Consider the following 18,813-nt stretch of genomic DNA (forward strand, 5'->3'; position numbering starts at 1 on the left):
AAGAAAGAAAGTAGGCACGATAAATGAGTAAACAAACAACAGATTATTTAGTTAAAGCTTTATGTTTTAATGGAGAAATTCGTGCGATGGCAACACGCACAACAGAGTTAGTTGCTGAAGCACAACAACGTCATGATACATGGCGCACGTCAACAGCGGCACTAGGTCGTTCTTTAACAGGAGCCTTGATGTTAGGTTCAATGCATAAAGGTGACGAAAAATTAACTGTTCGTATTCAAGGGGATGGTCCAATCGGTGCTATCGTCATTGATGCTGATGCAAAAGGACATGTAAAGGGATACGTTAAAAACCCACAAGTTAATTTACCAGCAAATGCATTAGGAAAAATTGATGTGCGTGGTGGAGTGGGAACAAATGGATCTCTAAGTGTGGTAAAAGATTTAGGATTAAGAGAGCCGTTTACAGGACAAGTTCCATTAGTTTCAGGTGAACTAGCTGAAGACTTTACATATTATTTAGCAACATCAGAACAAGTTCCTTCAGCAGTCGGGTTAAGTGTATTAGTTGATAATGAAAATGATGACGTTGTGAAAGCGGCAGGTGGATTTATGATTCAAGTGATGCCGTTTGCTTCAGAGGAAACACTAGTTGAAATTGAAAAACGTTTAGCTGATATTCCACAAGTTTCTAATCTATTAGATCAAGGTGAAACACCAGAAGAAATTCTTTATCGTTTATTAGGGAAAGAAAATGTCGAAATTTTAGATACGATGCCCGTCGAATTTCAATGTGATTGCTCTAAAGAACGTTTTTCTTCAGCTTTAATTACCTTAGGAGTCGATGAATTAACCAATATGATAGAAGAAGACAATGGAGCAGAAGCTGTCTGTCATTTTTGTAATGAAAAATATCATTATACAGCAGAAGAGTTATCAGTATTAAGAGACGAGGCTATGCAGTCTTAAGAGGAGGAAACCCGATGTGGAAGATAGGAAACGTCGAGATTCCTAATCGAGTGGTTGTGGCACCGATGGCCGGAGTAAGTAACTCGGCTTTTCGTGTAACAGTCAAAGAGTTTGGTGCAGGGCTTGTCGTATGTGAGATGATTAGTGATAAAGGCATTCAACAGCGTAACAAAAAAACACTAGAAATGCTTTATATTGATGAGACAGAACATCCGCTTAGTCTACAAATATTTGGTGGCAATAAAGAAAACTTAGTCGAAGCAGCTAAATTTGTCGAAGAATACACGACCGCAGATATGATTGATATCAATATGGGATGTCCAGTAAATAAAGTCATCAAAGCTGAAGCAGGTGCTAGATGGTTACTTGATCCAAATAAAGTATATGAAATGGTAGAAGCTGTGGCGAGTGCTGTGAGTATTCCGGTGACAGTGAAACAACGTATTGGTTGGGATGAAGAACATGTGTATGCTGTTGAAAATGCATTAGCTGCTGAAAAAGCCGGTGCGAGTGCAGTGGCGATGCATGGTCGAACACGCGTGCAGATGTATGAAGGAAGAGCTAACTGGGATGTACTAAGGGAAGTTAAAAAGCATTTAACCATTCCATTTATGGGGAATGGTGATGTGAGAACCCCAGAAGATGCAAAACGCATGCTTGATTATGTTGGATGTGATGGCGTAATGATTGGGCGAGCTGCGTTAGGTAATCCATGGATGATTTATCGCACACAGCATTATCTAGAAACAGGTGAGTTGTTAGAAGAGCCACACCCAGCTGAAAAAATCGAGACAGCTAAACTTCATTTAGACCGTTTAATTCGTTTGAAAGGTGAAAAAATTGGCTGTTTAGAATTCCGTCAACATGCCGCGTATTATTTAAAAGGCGCCCCACGTGCAACCAAAACACGACTAGCCGTTAATAAAGCGACAACTCAAGAAGAAATGAATCAGATTTTGGATGAGTATGTATTAGTTGTAAAAGAAAAAGGATTAGTCGGATAAAAAAGGCAAATTAACTTGCCTTTTTTTTGCTATTTATGGCATTATAGGAGAGAGTAGAATGGCAAATAATGTATAGGAGGAAGTAACGTGTCAAAAGATAATCAAGAGCATCAAGAAATGAATGATCAACTCATCGTTAGACGAGAAAAAATGGCGGAGTTGCGTGACAAGGGATTAGACCCATTTGGAACACGTTTTGAGCGTACAACCAATGCAAAAGAATTGCATGAAAAATATGATGATAAAACTAAAGAAGAATTACAAGAGTTAAACCTAACAGCGACAATTGCTGGTCGTATCATGACAAAACGTGGTAAAGGTAAAGTAGGGTTTGCTCATTTACAGGATAGAGAAGGGCAAGTACAGATTTACGTTCGTAAAGATGCGATTGGTGAAGAAGCCTATGAACTATTTAAACAAGCTGACTTAGGTGATTTTGTTGGAGTAACTGGACAAGTGATGAAAACTGATATGGGTGAGATGACAATCAAGCCAACTGACTTTACATTCTTGACAAAAGCTCTTAGACCGTTACCGGATAAATATCACGGTTTAACAAACGTTGAGCAAAAATACCGTCAACGCTATTTAGATTTAATTAGTAATCGTGATAGCTTTGACAAATTTGTTAAACGTAGTGAAATTATCCGCGAAGTGCGTAATTACTTAAATGACCATGGTTATTTAGAAGTTGAAACACCAACCCTACATAATATGGCAGGTGGAGCAGCAGCAAGACCATTTATTACACATCATAACGCATTAGATATGGAATTATATTTACGCATCGCGCTTGAATTACATTTAAAACGATTAATCGTTGGTGGAATGGAAAAAGTATATGAAATTGGTCGTGTATTCCGTAATGAAGGGATTGATGCGACACACAATCCAGAATTTACTATGCTAGAAGTGTATACAGCTTATACTGATTATAAAGATATTATGGATTTAACAGAAGGTATCATTACAACAGTCGCTCAAAAAGTATTAGGGACATTACAAATCCAATACGGTGATGTTAATGTTAACTTAGAAGGACCATGGAAGAGAATTCATATGGTTGATGCGATTAAAGAAGTCACAGGTGTTGATTTCTGGAATGTAACATCAGACGAAGAAGCAAGAACAATCGCTAAAAAACATAATGTTACTATAGAAGAACATATGGATTATGGCCATGTGATTAATGAATTTTTTGAAGAGTTTGTTGAAGATACGTTGATTCAACCAACCTTTATCTATGGTCATCCGGTTTCAATTTCTCCACTTGCTAAGAAAAATCCAGAAGATGACCGATTTACAGATCGCTTTGAAGTATTTATCGTAGGAAAAGAATATGGAAATGCCTTTACCGAGTTAAATGATCCAATCGATCAAAGAGAACGATTTGAAGCGCAGATGAAAGAAAAAGATTTAGGAAATGATGAAGCTCATGGAATAGATGAAGATTTTATTGAAGCGCTAGAATATGGAATGCCTCCAACAGGTGGTTTGGGAATAGGGATCGACCGTCTGGTGATGCTATTAACTAACTCACAATCTATTAGAGATGTCTTATTATTCCCAACGATGAGATAAAAAAGTGAAGAATTTCTTCACTTTTTTATTTTATTTTAGTATATAAAATTATCGTTAAACGGTTAATGTTCGTTATAAAAAGAAATAAATAGTTATTAAAAATGATTTATCTAGAAAATTATTTTTTATAACGAATAAAAACGAATAAAAATCATATAATTTTAATTTAAAATTTGTGAATTTTTTTTTTAGAAAAAGGTTGACCTTTCTCTATAATCTTGTTATATTAATACATGTCCTTGAGACACAGCTTTTAAAAATCACAACTTTTAACATTTAGCTAATAGGATTTTTATTCTAGCGAACGAATTTTCAGAAAATTTAAAAAAATTCAAAAAAATGTTGACAAGTTATTATAAACTTGTTATGATATAAAAGTTGTTACGACAACAAAGTTTAGACCTTTGAAAACTGAACAAAGTAAGACGAACCAAATGTGTAGGGCGTTTCTACTATGTAGAAACAAACCATATTTAGTGAATACAATTCGCTAGCAAGTTTTAAAACAAATGAGCTAAACATCGCAAGATGTTATCAACTTTTTATTGAGAGTTTGATCCTGGCTCAGGACGAACGCTGGCGGCGTGCCTAATACATGCAAGTCGAACGCACTTCTTTTCACCGGAGCTTGCTCCACCGAAAAGAAGTGAGTGGCGGACGGGTGAGTAACACGTGGGCAACCTGCCCACCAGAGGGGGATAACACTTGGAAACAGGTGCTAATACCGCATAATTGCTTTTGCCGCATGGCGAAAGTATGAAAGACGCTTCGGTGTCACTGGTGGATGGGCCCGCGGTGCATTAGTTAGTTGGTGGGGTAACGGCCTACCAAGACCATGATGCATAGCCGACCTGAGAGGGTGATCGGCCACACTGGGACTGAGACACGGCCCAGACTCCTACGGGAGGCAGCAGTAGGGAATCTTCGGCAATGGACGAAAGTCTGACCGAGCAACGCCGCGTGAGTGAAGAAGGTTTTCGGATCGTAAAACTCTGTTGTTAGAGAAGAACAAGTGATAGAGTAACTGTTATCACCTTGACGGTATCTAACCAGAAAGCCACGGCTAACTACGTGCCAGCAGCCGCGGTAATACGTAGGTGGCAAGCGTTGTCCGGATTTATTGGGCGTAAAGCGAGCGCAGGCGGTCTTTTAAGTCTGATGTGAAAGCCCTCGGCTCAACCGAGGAAGGTCATTGGAAACTGGAGGACTTGAGTGCAGAAGAGGAGAGTGGAATTCCATGTGTAGCGGTGAAATGCGTAGATATATGGAGGAACACCAGTGGCGAAGGCGACTCTCTGGTCTGTAACTGACGCTGAGGCTCGAAAGCGTGGGGAGCAAACAGGATTAGATACCCTGGTAGTCCACGCCGTAAACGATGAGTGCTAAGTGTTGGAGGGTTTCCGCCCTTCAGTGCTGCAGTTAACGCATTAAGCACTCCGCCTGGGGAGTACGGCCGCAAGGCTGAAACTCAAAGGAATTGACGGGGGCCCGCACAAGCGGTGGAGCATGTGGTTTAATTCGAAGCAACGCGAAGAACCTTACCAGGTCTTGACATCCTTTGACCACTCTAGAGATAGAGCTTTCCCTTCGGGGACAAAGTGACAGGTGGTGCATGGTTGTCGTCAGCTCGTGTCGTGAGATGTTGGGTTAAGTCCCGCAACGAGCGCAACCCTTATTGTTAGTTGCCATCATTTAGTTGGGCACTCTAGCGAGACTGCCGGTGACAAACCGGAGGAAGGTGGGGATGACGTCAAATCATCATGCCCCTTATGACCTGGGCTACACACGTGCTACAATGGACAGTACAATGAGTTGCGAGACCGCGAGGTTTAGCTAATCTCTTAAAGCTGTTCTCAGTTCGGATTGTAGGCTGCAACTCGCCTACATGAAGCCGGAATCGCTAGTAATCGTGGATCAGCATGCCACGGTGAATACGTTCCCGGGCCTTGTACACACCGCCCGTCACACCACGAGAGTTTGTAACACCCAAAGTCGGTGAGGTAACCTTTTGGAGCCAGCCGCCTAAGGTGGGATAGATGATTGGGGTGAAGTCGTAACAAGGTAGCCGTATCGGAAGGTGCGGCTGGATCACCTCCTTTCTAAGGATAATTACGGAAAACACATTACGTTTTACTTTGTTCAGTTTTGAGAGGTCTACTCTCAAACAGATTGTTCATTGAAAACTGGATAGTTGAAGTTAGACATCAACATAAACCGAGAACACCGCGTTGAACAGTTTCTTTTAAAGAACTGTGAAATGTATTAACTATTATCTATCGCTAGTTAATAGTTAATGAAAAAAAGCTAACCGTAAGGTTAGAAAAGGTTAAGTGAATAAGGGCGCACGGTGGATGCCTTGGCACTAGAAGCCGATGAAGGACGGGACTAACACCGATATGCTTCGGGGAGCTGTAAGTAAGCTATGATCCGGAGATTTCCGAATGGGGGAACCCAGTATCTTTTATAGGATATTATCTAGTAGTGAATACATAGCTATTAGAAGGTAGACGCAGAGAACTGAAACATCTAAGTACCTGCAGGAAGAGAAAGAAAAATCGATTTCCTTAGTAGCGGCGAGCGAAACGGAAACAGCCCAAACCAATAAGCTTGCTTATTGGGGTTGTAGGACTCAATTGTGGTAGCTGTTGTGGATAGTCGAATCGATCTGGAAAGGTCAGCCGTAGCGGGTAAAAGCCCCGTAGATGAAATTGACAACACACCTATGAGTATCCTGAGTACGGCGGAACACGAGAAATTCCGTCGGAATCCGGGAGGACCATCTCCCAAGGCTAAATACTCTCTAGTGACCGATAGTGAACCAGTACCGTGAGGGAAAGGTGAAAAGCACCCCGGAAGGGGAGTGAAATAGAACCTGAAACCGTGTGCTTACAAGAAGTTAGAGCCCGTTAATGGGTGATAGCGTGCCTTTTGCAGAATGAACCGGCGAGTTACGATAGCATGCGAGGTTAAGCTGAAGAAGCGGAGCCGTAGCGAAAGCGAGTCTGAATAGGGCGAATGAGTATGTTGTCGTAGACCCGAAACCATGTGACCTACCCATGTCCAGGTTGAAGGTGTGGTAAAACGCACTGGAGGACCGAACCCACGTACGTTGAAAAGTGCGGGGATGAGGTGTGGGTAGCGGAGAAATTCCAAACGAACTTGGAGATAGCTGGTTCTCTCCGAAATAGCTTTAGGGCTAGCCTCGGATTTGAGAATGATGGAGGTAGAGCACTGTTTGGACTAGGGGCCCGTCTTGGGTTACCGAATTCAGATAAACTCCGAATGCCATTCATTTATATCCGGGAGTCAGACAGTGAGTGATAAGATCCATTGTCGAAAGGGAAACAGCCCAGACCACCAGCTAAGGTCCCAAAATACATGTTAAGTGGAAAAGGATGTGAGGGTGCACAAACAACTAGGATGTTGGCTCAGAAGCAGCCACCATTTAAAGAGTGCGTAATAGCTCACTAGTCGAGTGCCCTTGCGCCGAAAATGTACCGGGGCTAAACATGTTACCGAAGCTGTGGATAGAACCTTTGGTTCTATGGTAGGAGAGCGTTCTAAGGGCGTTGAAGCTGGATCGTAAGGACTGGTGGAGCGCTTAGAAGTGAGAATGCCGGTATGAGTAGCGAAAGACAGGTGAGAATCCTGTCCACCGAATGACTAAGGTTTCCTGGGGAAGGCTCGTCCTCCCAGGGTTAGTCGGGACCTAAGCTGAGGCCGATAGGCGTAAGCGATGGACAACAGGTTGAGATTCCTGTACTCGTTTGTTTTGTTTGAACAATGGAGGGACACAGGAGGCTATGAGATCGTGCGACTGGAAGTGCACGTTCAAGCAACAAGTTTTGATAAGAGTCAAATGCTTTTATCTTTAAGAACAAGTTGTGATGAGTAGGGAAATAGAGTACCGAAGTCTCAATGTCACACTGTCAAGAAAAGCTTCTAGTTAGAAACAAATGACCCGTACCGCAAACCGACACAGGTAGTCGAGGAGAGAATCCTAAGGTGAGAGAGAACTCTCGTTAAGGAACTCGGCAAAATGACCCCGTAACTTCGGGAGAAGGGGTGCTGAACGCAAGTTCAGCCGCAGTGAATAGGCCCAAGCGACTGTTTATCAAAAACACAGGTCTCTGCAAAATCGAAAGATGACGTATAGGGGCTGACGCCTGCCCGGTGCTGGAAGGTTAAGAGGATGGGTTAGCAATAGCGAAGCTCAAAATTGAAGCCCCAGTAAACGGCGGCCGTAACTATAACGGTCCTAAGGTAGCGAAATTCCTTGTCGGGTAAGTTCCGACCCGCACGAAAGGCGTAACGATTTGGGCACTGTCTCAACGAGAGACTCGGTGAAATTTTAGTACCTGTGAAGATGCAGGTTACCCGCGACAGGACGGAAAGACCCCATGGAGCTTTACTGTAGTTTGATATTGAATGTTTGTAACACATGTACAGGATAGGTAGGAGCCGTAGAAATCGGAACGCTAGTTTCGATGGAGGCGCTGGTGGGATACTACCCTTGTGTTATGACCATTCTAACCCGCACCACTTATCGTGGTGGGAGACAGTGTCAGATGGACAGTTTGACTGGGGCGGTCGCCTCCCAAAAGGTAACGGAGGCGCCCAAAGGTTCCCTCAGAATGGTTGGAAATCATTCGTAGAGTGCAAAGGCAGAAGGGAGCTTGACTGCGAGAGTTACAACTCGAGCAGGGACGAAAGTCGGGCTTAGTGATCCGGTGGTTCCGCATGGAAGGGCCATCGCTCAACGGATAAAAGCTACCCTGGGGATAACAGGCTTATCTCCCCCAAGAGTTCACATCGACGGGGAGGTTTGGCACCTCGATGTCGGCTCGTCGCATCCTGGGGCTGTAGTCGGTCCCAAGGGTTGGGCTGTTCGCCCATTAAAGCGGCACGCGAGCTGGGTTCAGAACGTCGTGAGACAGTTCGGTCCCTATCCGTCGCGGGCGTTGGAAATTTGAGAGGAGCTGTCCTTAGTACGAGAGGACCGGGATGGACATACCTCTGGTGTACCAGTTGTTCTGCCAAGGGCATTGCTGGGTAGCTATGTATGGACGGGATAAACGCTGAAAGCATCTAAGCGTGAAGCCCCCCTCAAGATGAGATTTCCCATTCCTTTAAGGAAGTAAGACCCCTGAAAGATGATCAGGTAGATAGGCTAGAAGTGGAAGTACAGTGATGTATGGAGCGGACTAGTACTAATCGGTCGAGGACTTAACCAAGATAACGGTGGACAATTATATTGATACTAACTTAACATCCAGTTTTGAGTGAATCATCACTCAATAAAAAGCATATAAGTGCGGTGACGATGGCAAGAAGGATACACCTGTAACCATGCCGAACACAGAAGTTAAGCTTCTTAGCGCCGAGGGTAGTGAAGGGTTTCCCTTTGTGAGAGTAGGACGTTGCCGTGCTTTTTGTATTGATGGAGGTTTAGCTCAGCTGGGAGAGCACCTGCCTTACAAGCAGGGGGTCAGCGGTTCGATCCCGTTAACCTCCATACATTTTTGACTCGTTAGCTCAGTTGGTAGAGCATCTGACTTTTAATCAGAGGGTCACTGGTTCGAGCCCAGTACGGGTCATTACTATATTAAGCCATAATACGAAAGTTAGTATTTTTTTGTTGTTTAAAATTCGTATTGATAGAACATGCCGGCTTAGCTCAGTTGGTAGAGCATCTGATTTGTAATCAGAGGGTCGAGGGTTCAAGTCCTTTAGCCGGCATCTATAAGCGGAAGTAGTTCAGTGGTAGAACATCACCTTGCCAAGGTGGGGGTCGCGGGTTCGAACCCCGTCTTCCGCTTTTCATAAGTTCTAGCCGGGGTGGCGGAACTGGCAGACGCACAGGACTTAAAATCCTGCGGTGAGTGATCACCGTACCGGTTCGATTCCGGTCCTCGGCATCATTAATAGCGCCCATAGCTCAACTGGATAGAGTGTCTGACTACGGATCAGAAGGTTAGGGGTTCGACTCCTCTTGGGCGCGTTTAATTTAATACGGGAAGTAGCTCAGCTTGGTAGAGCACTTGGTTTGGGACCAAGGGGTCGCAGGTTCGAATCCTGTCTTCCCGATTTTGAGATTTTTCTCAAAAAAAATTAAAAAAGTGTTGACAATAAGATGACAACTTGTTATGATATAAAAGTTGTTACGACAACAAAGTTTAGACCTTTGAAAACTGAACAAAGTAAGACGAACCAAATGTGTAGGGCGTTTCTACTATGTAGAAACAAACCATATTTAGTGAATACAATTCGCTAGCAAGTTTTAAAACAAATGAGCTAAACATCGCAAGATGTTATCAACTTTTTATTGAGAGTTTGATCCTGGCTCAGGACGAACGCTGGCGGCGTGCCTAATACATGCAAGTCGAACGCACTTCTTTTCACCGGAGCTTGCTCCACCGAAAAGAAGTGAGTGGCGGACGGGTGAGTAACACGTGGGCAACCTGCCCACCAGAGGGGGATAACACTTGGAAACAGGTGCTAATACCGCATAATTGCTTTTGCCGCATGGCGAAAGTATGAAAGACGCTTCGGTGTCACTGGTGGATGGGCCCGCGGTGCATTAGTTAGTTGGTGGGGTAACGGCCTACCAAGACCATGATGCATAGCCGACCTGAGAGGGTGATCGGCCACACTGGGACTGAGACACGGCCCAGACTCCTACGGGAGGCAGCAGTAGGGAATCTTCGGCAATGGACGAAAGTCTGACCGAGCAACGCCGCGTGAGTGAAGAAGGTTTTCGGATCGTAAAACTCTGTTGTTAGAGAAGAACAAGTGATAGAGTAACTGTTATCACCTTGACGGTATCTAACCAGAAAGCCACGGCTAACTACGTGCCAGCAGCCGCGGTAATACGTAGGTGGCAAGCGTTGTCCGGATTTATTGGGCGTAAAGCGAGCGCAGGCGGTCTTTTAAGTCTGATGTGAAAGCCCTCGGCTCAACCGAGGAAGGTCATTGGAAACTGGAGGACTTGAGTGCAGAAGAGGAGAGTGGAATTCCATGTGTAGCGGTGAAATGCGTAGATATATGGAGGAACACCAGTGGCGAAGGCGACTCTCTGGTCTGTAACTGACGCTGAGGCTCGAAAGCGTGGGGAGCAAACAGGATTAGATACCCTGGTAGTCCACGCCGTAAACGATGAGTGCTAAGTGTTGGAGGGTTTCCGCCCTTCAGTGCTGCAGTTAACGCATTAAGCACTCCGCCTGGGGAGTACGGCCGCAAGGCTGAAACTCAAAGGAATTGACGGGGGCCCGCACAAGCGGTGGAGCATGTGGTTTAATTCGAAGCAACGCGAAGAACCTTACCAGGTCTTGACATCCTTTGACCACTCTAGAGATAGAGCTTTCCCTTCGGGGACAAAGTGACAGGTGGTGCATGGTTGTCGTCAGCTCGTGTCGTGAGATGTTGGGTTAAGTCCCGCAACGAGCGCAACCCTTATTGTTAGTTGCCATCATTTAGTTGGGCACTCTAGCGAGACTGCCGGTGACAAACCGGAGGAAGGTGGGGATGACGTCAAATCATCATGCCCCTTATGACCTGGGCTACACACGTGCTACAATGGACAGTACAATGAGTTGCGAGACCGCGAGGTTTAGCTAATCTCTTAAAGCTGTTCTCAGTTCGGATTGTAGGCTGCAACTCGCCTACATGAAGCCGGAATCGCTAGTAATCGTGGATCAGCATGCCACGGTGAATACGTTCCCGGGCCTTGTACACACCGCCCGTCACACCACGAGAGTTTGTAACACCCAAAGTCGGTGAGGTAACCTTTTGGAGCCAGCCGCCTAAGGTGGGATAGATGATTGGGGTGAAGTCGTAACAAGGTAGCCGTATCGGAAGGTGCGGCTGGATCACCTCCTTTCTAAGGATAATTACGGAAAACACATTACGTTTTACTTTGTTCAGTTTTGAGAGGTCTACTCTCAAACAGATTGTTCATTGAAAACTGGATAGTTGAAGTTAGACATCAACATAAACCGAGAACACCGCGTTGAACAGTTTCTTTTAAAGAACTGTGAAATGTATTAACTATTATCTATCGCTAGTTAATAGTTAATGAAAAAAAGCTAACCGTAAGGTTAGAAAAGGTTAAGTGAATAAGGGCGCACGGTGGATGCCTTGGCACTAGAAGCCGATGAAGGACGGGACTAACACCGATATGCTTCGGGGAGCTGTAAGTAAGCTATGATCCGGAGATTTCCGAATGGGGGAACCCAGTATCTTTTATAGGATATTATCTAGTAGTGAATACATAGCTATTAGAAGGTAGACGCAGAGAACTGAAACATCTAAGTACCTGCAGGAAGAGAAAGAAAAATCGATTTCCTTAGTAGCGGCGAGCGAAACGGAAACAGCCCAAACCAATAAGCTTGCTTATTGGGGTTGTAGGACTCAATTGTGGTAGCTGTTGTGGATAGTCGAATCGATCTGGAAAGGTCAGCCGTAGCGGGTAAAAGCCCCGTAGATGAAATTGACAACACACCTATGAGTATCCTGAGTACGGCGGAACACGAGAAATTCCGTCGGAATCCGGGAGGACCATCTCCCAAGGCTAAATACTCTCTAGTGACCGATAGTGAACCAGTACCGTGAGGGAAAGGTGAAAAGCACCCCGGAAGGGGAGTGAAATAGAACCTGAAACCGTGTGCTTACAAGAAGTTAGAGCCCGTTAATGGGTGATAGCGTGCCTTTTGCAGAATGAACCGGCGAGTTACGATAGCATGCGAGGTTAAGCTGAAGAAGCGGAGCCGTAGCGAAAGCGAGTCTGAATAGGGCGAATGAGTATGTTGTCGTAGACCCGAAACCATGTGACCTACCCATGTCCAGGTTGAAGGTGTGGTAAAACGCACTGGAGGACCGAACCCACGTACGTTGAAAAGTGCGGGGATGAGGTGTGGGTAGCGGAGAAATTCCAAACGAACTTGGAGATAGCTGGTTCTCTCCGAAATAGCTTTAGGGCTAGCCTCGGATTTGAGAATGATGGAGGTAGAGCACTGTTTGGACTAGGGGCCCGTCTTGGGTTACCGAATTCAGATAAACTCCGAATGCCATTCATTTATATCCGGGAGTCAGACAGTGAGTGATAAGATCCATTGTCGAAAGGGAAACAGCCCAGACCACCAGCTAAGGTCCCAAAATACATGTTAAGTGGAAAAGGATGTGAGGGTGCACAAACAACTAGGATGTTGGCTCAGAAGCAGCCACCATTTAAAGAGTGCGTAATAGCTCACTAGTCGAGTGCCCTTGCGCCGAAAATGTACCGGGGCTAAACATGTTACCGAAGCTGTGGATAGAACCTTTGGTTCTATGGTAGGAGAGCGTTCTAAGGGCGTTGAAGCTGGATCGTAAGGACTGGTGGAGCGCTTAGAAGTGAGAATGCCGGTATGAGTAGCGAAAGACAGGTGAGAATCCTGTCCACCGAATGACTAAGGTTTCCTGGGGAAGGCTCGTCCTCCCAGGGTTAGTCGGGACCTAAGCTGAGGCCGATAGGCGTAAGCGATGGACAACAGGTTGAGATTCCTGTACTCGTTTGTTTTGTTTGAACAATGGAGGGACACAGGAGGCTATGAGATCGTGCGACTGGAAGTGCACGTTCAAGCAACAAGTTTTGATAAGAGTCAAATGCTTTTATCTTTAAGAACAAGTTGTGATGAGTAGGGAAATAGAGTACCGAAGTCTCAATGTCACACTGTCAAGAAAAGCTTCTAGTTAGAAACAAATGACCCGTACCGCAAACCGACACAGGTAGTCGAGGAGAGAATCCTAAGGTGAGCGAGAGAACTCTCGTTAAGGAACTCGGCAAAATGACCCCGTAACTTCGGGAGAAGGGGTGCTGAACGCAAGTTCAGCCGCAGTGAATAGGCCCAAGCGACTGTTTATCAAAAACACAGGTCTCTGCAAAATCGAAAGATGACGTATAGGGGCTGACGCCTGCCCGGTGCTGGAAGGTTAAGAGGATGGGTTAGCAATAGCGAAGCTCAAAATTGAAGCCCCAGTAAACGGCGGCCGTAACTATAACGGTCCTAAGGTAGCGAAATTCCTTGTCGGGTAAGTTCCGACCCGCACGAAAGGCGTAACGATTTGGGCACTGTCTCAACGAGAGACTCGGTGAAATTTTAGTACCTGTGAAGATGCAGGTTACCCGCGACAGGACGGAAAGACCCCATGGAGCTTTACTGTAGTTTGATATTGAATGTTTGTAACACATGTACAGGATAGGTAGGAGCCGTAGAAATCGGAACGCTAGTTTCGATGGAGGCGCTGGTGGGATACTACCCTTGTGTTATGACCATTCTAACCCGCACCACTTATCGTGGTGGGAGACAGTGTCAGATGGACAGTTTGACTGGGGCGGTCGCCTCCCAAAAGGTAACGGAGGCGCCCAAAGGTTCCCTCAGAATGGTTGGAAATCATTCGTAGAGTGCAAAGGCAGAAGGGAGCTTGACTGCGAGAGTTACAACTCGAGCAGGGACGAAAGTCGGGCTTAGTGATCCGGTGGTTCCGCATGGAAGGGCCATCGCTCAACGGATAAAAGCTACCCTGGGGATAACAGGCTTATCTCCCCCAAGAGTTCACATCGACGGGGAGGTTTGGCACCTCGATGTCGGCTCGTCGCATCCTGGGGCTGTAGTCGGTCCCAAGGGTTGGGCTGTTCGCCCATTAAAGCGGCACGCGAGCTGGGTTCAGAACGTCGTGAGACAGTTCGGTCCCTATCCGTCGCGGGCGTTGGAAATTTGAGAGGAGCTGTCCTTAGTACGAGAGGACCGGGATGGACATACCTCTGGTGTACCAGTTGTTCTGCCAAGGGCATTGCTGGGTAGCTATGTATGGACGGGATAAACGCTGAAAGCATCTAAGCGTGAAGCCCCCCTCAAGATGAGATTTCCCATTCCTTTAAGGAAGTAAGACCCCTGAAAGATGATCAGGTAGATAGGCTAGAAGTGGAAGTACAGTGATGTATGGAGCGGACTAGTACTAATCGGTCGAGGACTTAACCAAGATAGCGGTGGACCATTATATTGATACTAACTTAACATCCAGTTTTGAGTGAATCATCACTCAATAAAAAACATATAAGTGCGGTGACGATGGCAAGAAGGATACACCTGTAACCATGCCGAACACAGAAGTTAAGCTTCTTAGCGCCGAGGGTAGTGAAGGGTTTCCCTTTGTGAGAGTAGGACGTTGCCGTGCTTATATTATTATCCGGCATAGCTCAGTTGGTAGTAGCGCATGACTGTTAATCATGATGTCGTAGGTTCGAGTCCTACTGCCGGAGTTCTTTTAATTAAGGTAAAACTCAGGAGAGTTGTCCGAGTTGGCCGAAGGAGCATGATTGGAAATCATGTAGGCGGTAATAACTGTCTCAAGGGTTCGAATCCCTTACTCTCCGTATACTAAAAGAAATTATGATACTGGCCCGTTGGTCAAGCGGTTAAGACACCGCCCTTTCACGGCGGTAACACGGGTTCGATTCCCGTACGGGTCATAAAATATAATAGAAACCATAATTAGGTTCCGTGGTGTAGGGGTTAACATGCCTGCCTGTCACGCAGGAGATCGCGGGTTCGATTCCCGTCGGAACCGTTATTGGCGCAGTAGCTCAGTTGGTAGAGCAACGGATTGAAGCTCCGTGTGTCGGCAGTTCGATTCTGTCTTGCGCCATTTGGAGGGGTAGCGAAGTGGCTAAACGCGGCGGACTGTAAATCCGCTCCTTCGGGTTCGGCAGTTCGAATCTGCCCCCCTCCATATTTAAAGGGGTATAGTTTAGCGGTAGAACTACGGTCTCCAAAACCGTCAGCGTGGGTTCGATTCCTACTACCCCTGTTAATAATATGGCGACTGTGGCGAAGTGGTTAACGCACCGGATTGTGGCTCCGGCATTCGTGGGTTCGATTCCCATCAGTCGCCTTTTTATTATTGGGCTATAGCCAAGCGGTAAGGCAACGGACTTTGACTCCGTCATTCGTTGGTTCGAATCCAGCTAGCCCAGTTTTTTAAAGGCGGTATAGCCAAGTGGTAAGGCAGAGGTCTGCAAAACCTTTATCATCGGTTCAAATCCGGTTACCGCCTCTTGTTTTGCCGGCGTGGCGGAATTGGCAGACGCGCTGGACTCAAAATCCAGTGCCCATTGAGGGCGTGCCGGTTCGACCCCGGCCGCCGGTATAATTTAGTAAAAAGAGCTTTGAATGATTTCATTCAAAGCTCTTTTGGTATATACAAAGCTAATTAGTATAAATATCTAGATATATTATGTATAATAAAGGTCAATATAAGTCAATTGTTTTATGTTACGTTTGAAGGGTGAGATTTTTATGCAAAATAAAAATATGTCTGATATTATAGAAGATTATTTAAAAGAACTATTGAAGAATGAGGATATTATTGAAATAAAACGAGCTGAAATTGCTAATCAATTTAATTGTGTACCATCACAAATTAATTATGTTATTAACACAAGGTTTACTGTTCCAAAAGGTTATCGGGTAGAAAGTAAACGTGGTGGTGGTGGGTATATTCGTATTGTAAAAGTTAAATTGATAAAATATAAAACCAGAATATGTGAAGAAATTCCAGATATGATAAGTAATGGTTTGACAGACAGTGAAGCATTTGCTATTTTAAATGAACTGCAAGATAATAATCTAATAACTGTACGTGAAAAGTATTTACTTAATTCAGCGTTTAAATTAACTGGTATTAGTCGCTCGGAAGAAGAAAAATTATTGAGATCGAACATGATGATTGATGTATTAGAACGACTAACTTATGAAGAATAGGAGTGATAGGTATGGGTGAATTATTTACTAAAAGGGCTAATGAAGTTCTGAATCTTGCACAAGAAAGTGCTAAATATTTTAGACATGATGTAGTTGGAACAGAGGATTTGTTACTTGCTTTAGCGAAGGAACCAAGAGGTATTGGTGGAAAAGTAATGAGATATTTTGATATTGATGATACTTATCTGTTTGAGGAAGTTGAACAGATTGTTCAATATGGACGTTATAAATCTAAAGAAAACGAATTGCTTCCTTATTCTCCGCGAACTAAGGATGTGTTAGCTTTCGCAGGTGAAGAGGCTAAACGACTAGGGGCGCCAAGCATTGGAACAGAACACATTTTACTTGCTTTGGTTAGAGAAGATACATTATTATCTGCTAGAATTTTAAAAAATTTAGGAGTGGAACTTCCCAAGTTACGCAAAGATATAATGAGAAGAATTGGTATTACAGACAATAATAAAAATGGTAAAAATAGAAAAGCGATTAAGAATTCAGTTGGTGAAGGGACTCCTACACTAGATTCTTTGGCACGAGATTTGACACAGAGTGCTAGAGAAAAACGATTAGATCCTTTAGTTGGTCGCGAGATAGAAGTTGAACGATTGATACAAATTTTAAGTCGTCGAACTAAAAATAATCCGGTACTTGTTGGAGAACCTGGTGTTGGGAAAACAGCTATTGCTGAAGGTTTAGCGCAACGGATTATCGAATCTAATGTACCAAAAGATATGCAAAATAAACGTGTGATGATGCTTGATATGGGAGCAGTAGTTGCTGGGACTAAGTATCGTGGTGAATTTGAGGATCGCATGAAAAAATTGGTGGATGAAATTTACCATGATGGCGAAGTTATTTTGTTTATTGATGAATTACATACGTTGATTGGTGCTGGTGGTGCTGAAGGAGCGATTGATGCATCTAATATTTTAAAACCTGCATTAGCACGTGGAGAACTTCAAACAATAGGGGCAACAACATTAGATGAATATCAAAAATATATTGAAAAAGATTCTGCGTTAGAGCGCCGATTTGCTAAAATTATGGTTGATGAACCCACTGAAGAAGAAACCATTGATATTTTGACAGGGTTGAAATCTCAGTATGAAGAACATCATCAAGTAACCATAACTCAAGAGGCTGTTGAAGCAGCTGTAAAATTATCTATTCGTTACATTAATGATCGTCAGCTTCCTGATAAAGCTATTGATTTGATAGATGAGGCAGCTGCCAAAGTACGCTTGAACCAAACGGAAAAACCATCTCCAATAGTGAAACAACAACGGGTATTAGCTGATATCTATAAGGAAAAAGAAGAAGCGATTATCTCACAAAAATTTGCCGAAGTGGTTGAAATTCGAGAGATAGAAAAGAAAGCCTTAAAAAAATTAGCAAAATTAGTTGAAAAACAAGAAAAAGAATCAGCTGGTTATACACAAAAATTGACCGAAGAAGATATTGAATCTGTCATTTCTCAATGGACTGGTATTCCTTTAACACAGTTAGAGAAAAAAGAGAGTGAACGATTACTTGATTTAGAAAAGGTTATGCATGAACGTGTTATCGGCCAAGAAGAGGCTGTAGAATCTGTTTCACGTGCTATTCGACGTGCGAGAAGTGGGTTGAAGAGTCCAAATCGTCCAATTGGGTCATTTATGTTTTTAGGGCCAACAGGTGTTGGAAAAACAGAATTAGCTAAAACAATTGCTGAAGTGATGTTTGGTTCAGAAGATGCCTTGATTCGAGTGGATATGTCTGAATTTATGGAAAAACATAGTACAAGTCGTTTAGTCGGCTCCCCTCCAGGGTATGTTGGTTATGATGAAGGAGGACAATTGACTGAGCGAATCCGTCAAAAACCATATTCTGTTGTATTACTTGATGAGGTAGAAAAAGCCCATCCTGATGTGTTTAATGTGTTGTTGCAAGTACTAGATGATGGGCATTTAACTGATGCCAAAGGTCGTAAAGTAGATTTTAAAAATACAATTATTATCATGACATCAAATATCGGCGCTACTTCTTTACGAGATGAAAAGACTGTTGGATTTGGTGTAGCAGATGAAACCAAAGATTATAAAGCGATGAAATCTCGTATATTAGAAGAATTGAAAAAATCATTTAGACCGGAATTTTTAAATCGTGTAGATGAAGTGGTCGTATTCCACTCATTAAATAAACAACAATTACATGATATCGTGAAAATCATGTCTAAAGATGTTGTTGAGAGATTAAAAGAACAAGATATTACATTAAAATTAACTTCAGCAGCTATTGATGTTATCAGTAGTGAAGGGTTTGATCCGGAATACGGAGCTCGTCCAATTCGTCGTGCTTTGCAAAAAGAAGTCGAAGATAGACTAAGTGAATTACTCTTGTCAGGTGAACTTCAAACAGGAGATATAGTGACTCTTGGTGCATCAAAAGGGAAAATTAATACAAAAGTAAAAAAGGTAGAAAAAGTGTAACAAACAAGCGTTAGTTAGTTAAATAACTAGCGCTTTT

At 43.9% G+C, this 18,813-nt stretch carries 5 protein-coding genes, 18 tRNA genes and 6 rRNA genes; all 29 read left to right on the plus strand.

The window, feature by feature from the left end:
* The first annotated feature begins 23 nt into the window (after window positions 1-23).
* The 29 genes from hslO (at window position 24) to MN187_RS00595 (ending at window position 18,776) form a co-directional block, all read left to right on the plus strand.
* Window positions 24-926: an Hsp33 family molecular chaperone HslO gene (gene hslO, locus MN187_RS00450; protein ID WP_084657138.1), complete on the plus strand. Its 903-nt coding sequence runs from the start codon at window positions 24-26 to the stop codon at window positions 924-926.
* A gap of 14 nt (window positions 927-940) precedes the next feature.
* Window positions 941-1,930: a tRNA dihydrouridine synthase DusB gene (gene dusB / locus MN187_RS00455; RefSeq protein ID WP_071456011.1), complete on the plus strand. Its 990-nt coding sequence runs from the start codon at window positions 941-943 to the stop codon at window positions 1,928-1,930.
* A 117-nt stretch (window positions 1,931-2,047) separates the two neighbouring features.
* Window positions 2,048-3,511 (plus strand): lysine--tRNA ligase, encoded by a 1,464-nt coding sequence (lysS, locus tag MN187_RS00460; RefSeq protein ID WP_187363592.1) that lies wholly within the window; start codon window positions 2,048-2,050, stop codon window positions 3,509-3,511.
* A gap of 541 nt (window positions 3,512-4,052) precedes the next feature.
* Window positions 4,053-5,610 (plus strand): 16S ribosomal RNA (locus MN187_RS00465).
* A 225-nt stretch (window positions 5,611-5,835) separates the two neighbouring features.
* A 23S ribosomal RNA gene (locus MN187_RS00470) occupies window positions 5,836-8,745 on the plus strand.
* Between the two features lie 79 nt (window positions 8,746-8,824).
* Window positions 8,825-8,940 (plus strand): 5S ribosomal RNA (gene rrf, locus MN187_RS00475).
* 13 nt (window positions 8,941-8,953) lie between these two features.
* Window positions 8,954-9,026, plus strand: a tRNA-Val gene (locus MN187_RS00480).
* A gap of 9 nt (window positions 9,027-9,035) precedes the next feature.
* Window positions 9,036-9,108: transfer RNA gene (locus tag MN187_RS00485), tRNA-Lys, on the plus strand.
* Between the two features lie 69 nt (window positions 9,109-9,177).
* Window positions 9,178-9,250 (plus strand) — tRNA-Thr (locus tag MN187_RS00490).
* A gap of 7 nt (window positions 9,251-9,257) precedes the next feature.
* Window positions 9,258-9,329 (plus strand) — tRNA-Gly (locus MN187_RS00495).
* Between the two features lie 14 nt (window positions 9,330-9,343).
* Window positions 9,344-9,429: transfer RNA gene (locus MN187_RS00500), tRNA-Leu, on the plus strand.
* Between the two features lie 9 nt (window positions 9,430-9,438).
* Window positions 9,439-9,512: transfer RNA gene (locus MN187_RS00505), tRNA-Arg, on the plus strand.
* Window positions 9,513-9,524: 12 nt separating this feature from the next.
* A tRNA-Pro gene (locus MN187_RS00510) sits at window positions 9,525-9,598 on the plus strand.
* A 234-nt stretch (window positions 9,599-9,832) separates the two neighbouring features.
* A 16S ribosomal RNA gene (locus MN187_RS00515) occupies window positions 9,833-11,390 on the plus strand.
* Between the two features lie 225 nt (window positions 11,391-11,615).
* Window positions 11,616-14,527, plus strand: a 23S ribosomal RNA gene (locus MN187_RS00520).
* Window positions 14,528-14,606: 79 nt separating this feature from the next.
* A 5S ribosomal RNA gene (gene rrf, locus MN187_RS00525) occupies window positions 14,607-14,722 on the plus strand.
* Together the 16S, 23S and 5S rRNA genes with 18 tRNA genes alongside form the textbook arrangement of a ribosomal RNA operon.
* Window positions 14,723-14,733: 11 nt before the next feature.
* Window positions 14,734-14,807, plus strand: a tRNA-Asn gene (locus MN187_RS00530).
* Between the two features lie 24 nt (window positions 14,808-14,831).
* Window positions 14,832-14,921 (plus strand) — tRNA-Ser (locus MN187_RS00535).
* A 24-nt stretch (window positions 14,922-14,945) separates the two neighbouring features.
* Window positions 14,946-15,017 (plus strand) — tRNA-Glu (locus MN187_RS00540).
* 25 nt (window positions 15,018-15,042) lie between these two features.
* Window positions 15,043-15,115: transfer RNA gene (locus tag MN187_RS00545), tRNA-Asp, on the plus strand.
* 5 nt (window positions 15,116-15,120) lie between these two features.
* Window positions 15,121-15,193, plus strand: a tRNA-Phe gene (locus MN187_RS00550).
* Between the two features lie 3 nt (window positions 15,194-15,196).
* Window positions 15,197-15,277 (plus strand) — tRNA-Tyr (locus MN187_RS00555).
* 7 nt (window positions 15,278-15,284) lie between these two features.
* Window positions 15,285-15,355 (plus strand) — tRNA-Trp (locus tag MN187_RS00560).
* A gap of 11 nt (window positions 15,356-15,366) precedes the next feature.
* Window positions 15,367-15,439 (plus strand) — tRNA-His (locus tag MN187_RS00565).
* 10 nt (window positions 15,440-15,449) lie between these two features.
* Window positions 15,450-15,521 (plus strand) — tRNA-Gln (locus MN187_RS00570).
* 9 nt (window positions 15,522-15,530) lie between these two features.
* Window positions 15,531-15,601, plus strand: a tRNA-Cys gene (locus tag MN187_RS00575).
* An 8-nt stretch (window positions 15,602-15,609) separates the two neighbouring features.
* Window positions 15,610-15,694 (plus strand) — tRNA-Leu (locus tag MN187_RS00580).
* Window positions 15,695-15,843: 149 nt separating this feature from the next.
* Window positions 15,844-16,308 carry a CtsR family transcriptional regulator gene (locus MN187_RS10565; protein WP_117973525.1) on the plus strand — a complete coding sequence of 155 codons (465 nt, stop codon included), beginning with the start codon at window positions 15,844-15,846 and terminating at the stop codon, window positions 16,306-16,308.
* An 11-nt stretch (window positions 16,309-16,319) separates the two neighbouring features.
* The gene (locus MN187_RS00595; protein WP_241699589.1) at window positions 16,320-18,776 is read left to right on the plus strand and encodes an ATP-dependent Clp protease ATP-binding subunit; all 2,457 of its coding nucleotides are present in this window, start codon (window positions 16,320-16,322) and stop codon (window positions 18,774-18,776) included.
* Window positions 18,777-18,813 lie beyond the last annotated feature (37 nt).

Source organism: Vagococcus sp. CY52-2 (assembly GCF_022655055.1).
In the GTDB taxonomy this organism is placed as follows: domain Bacteria; phylum Bacillota; class Bacilli; order Lactobacillales; family Vagococcaceae; genus Vagococcus.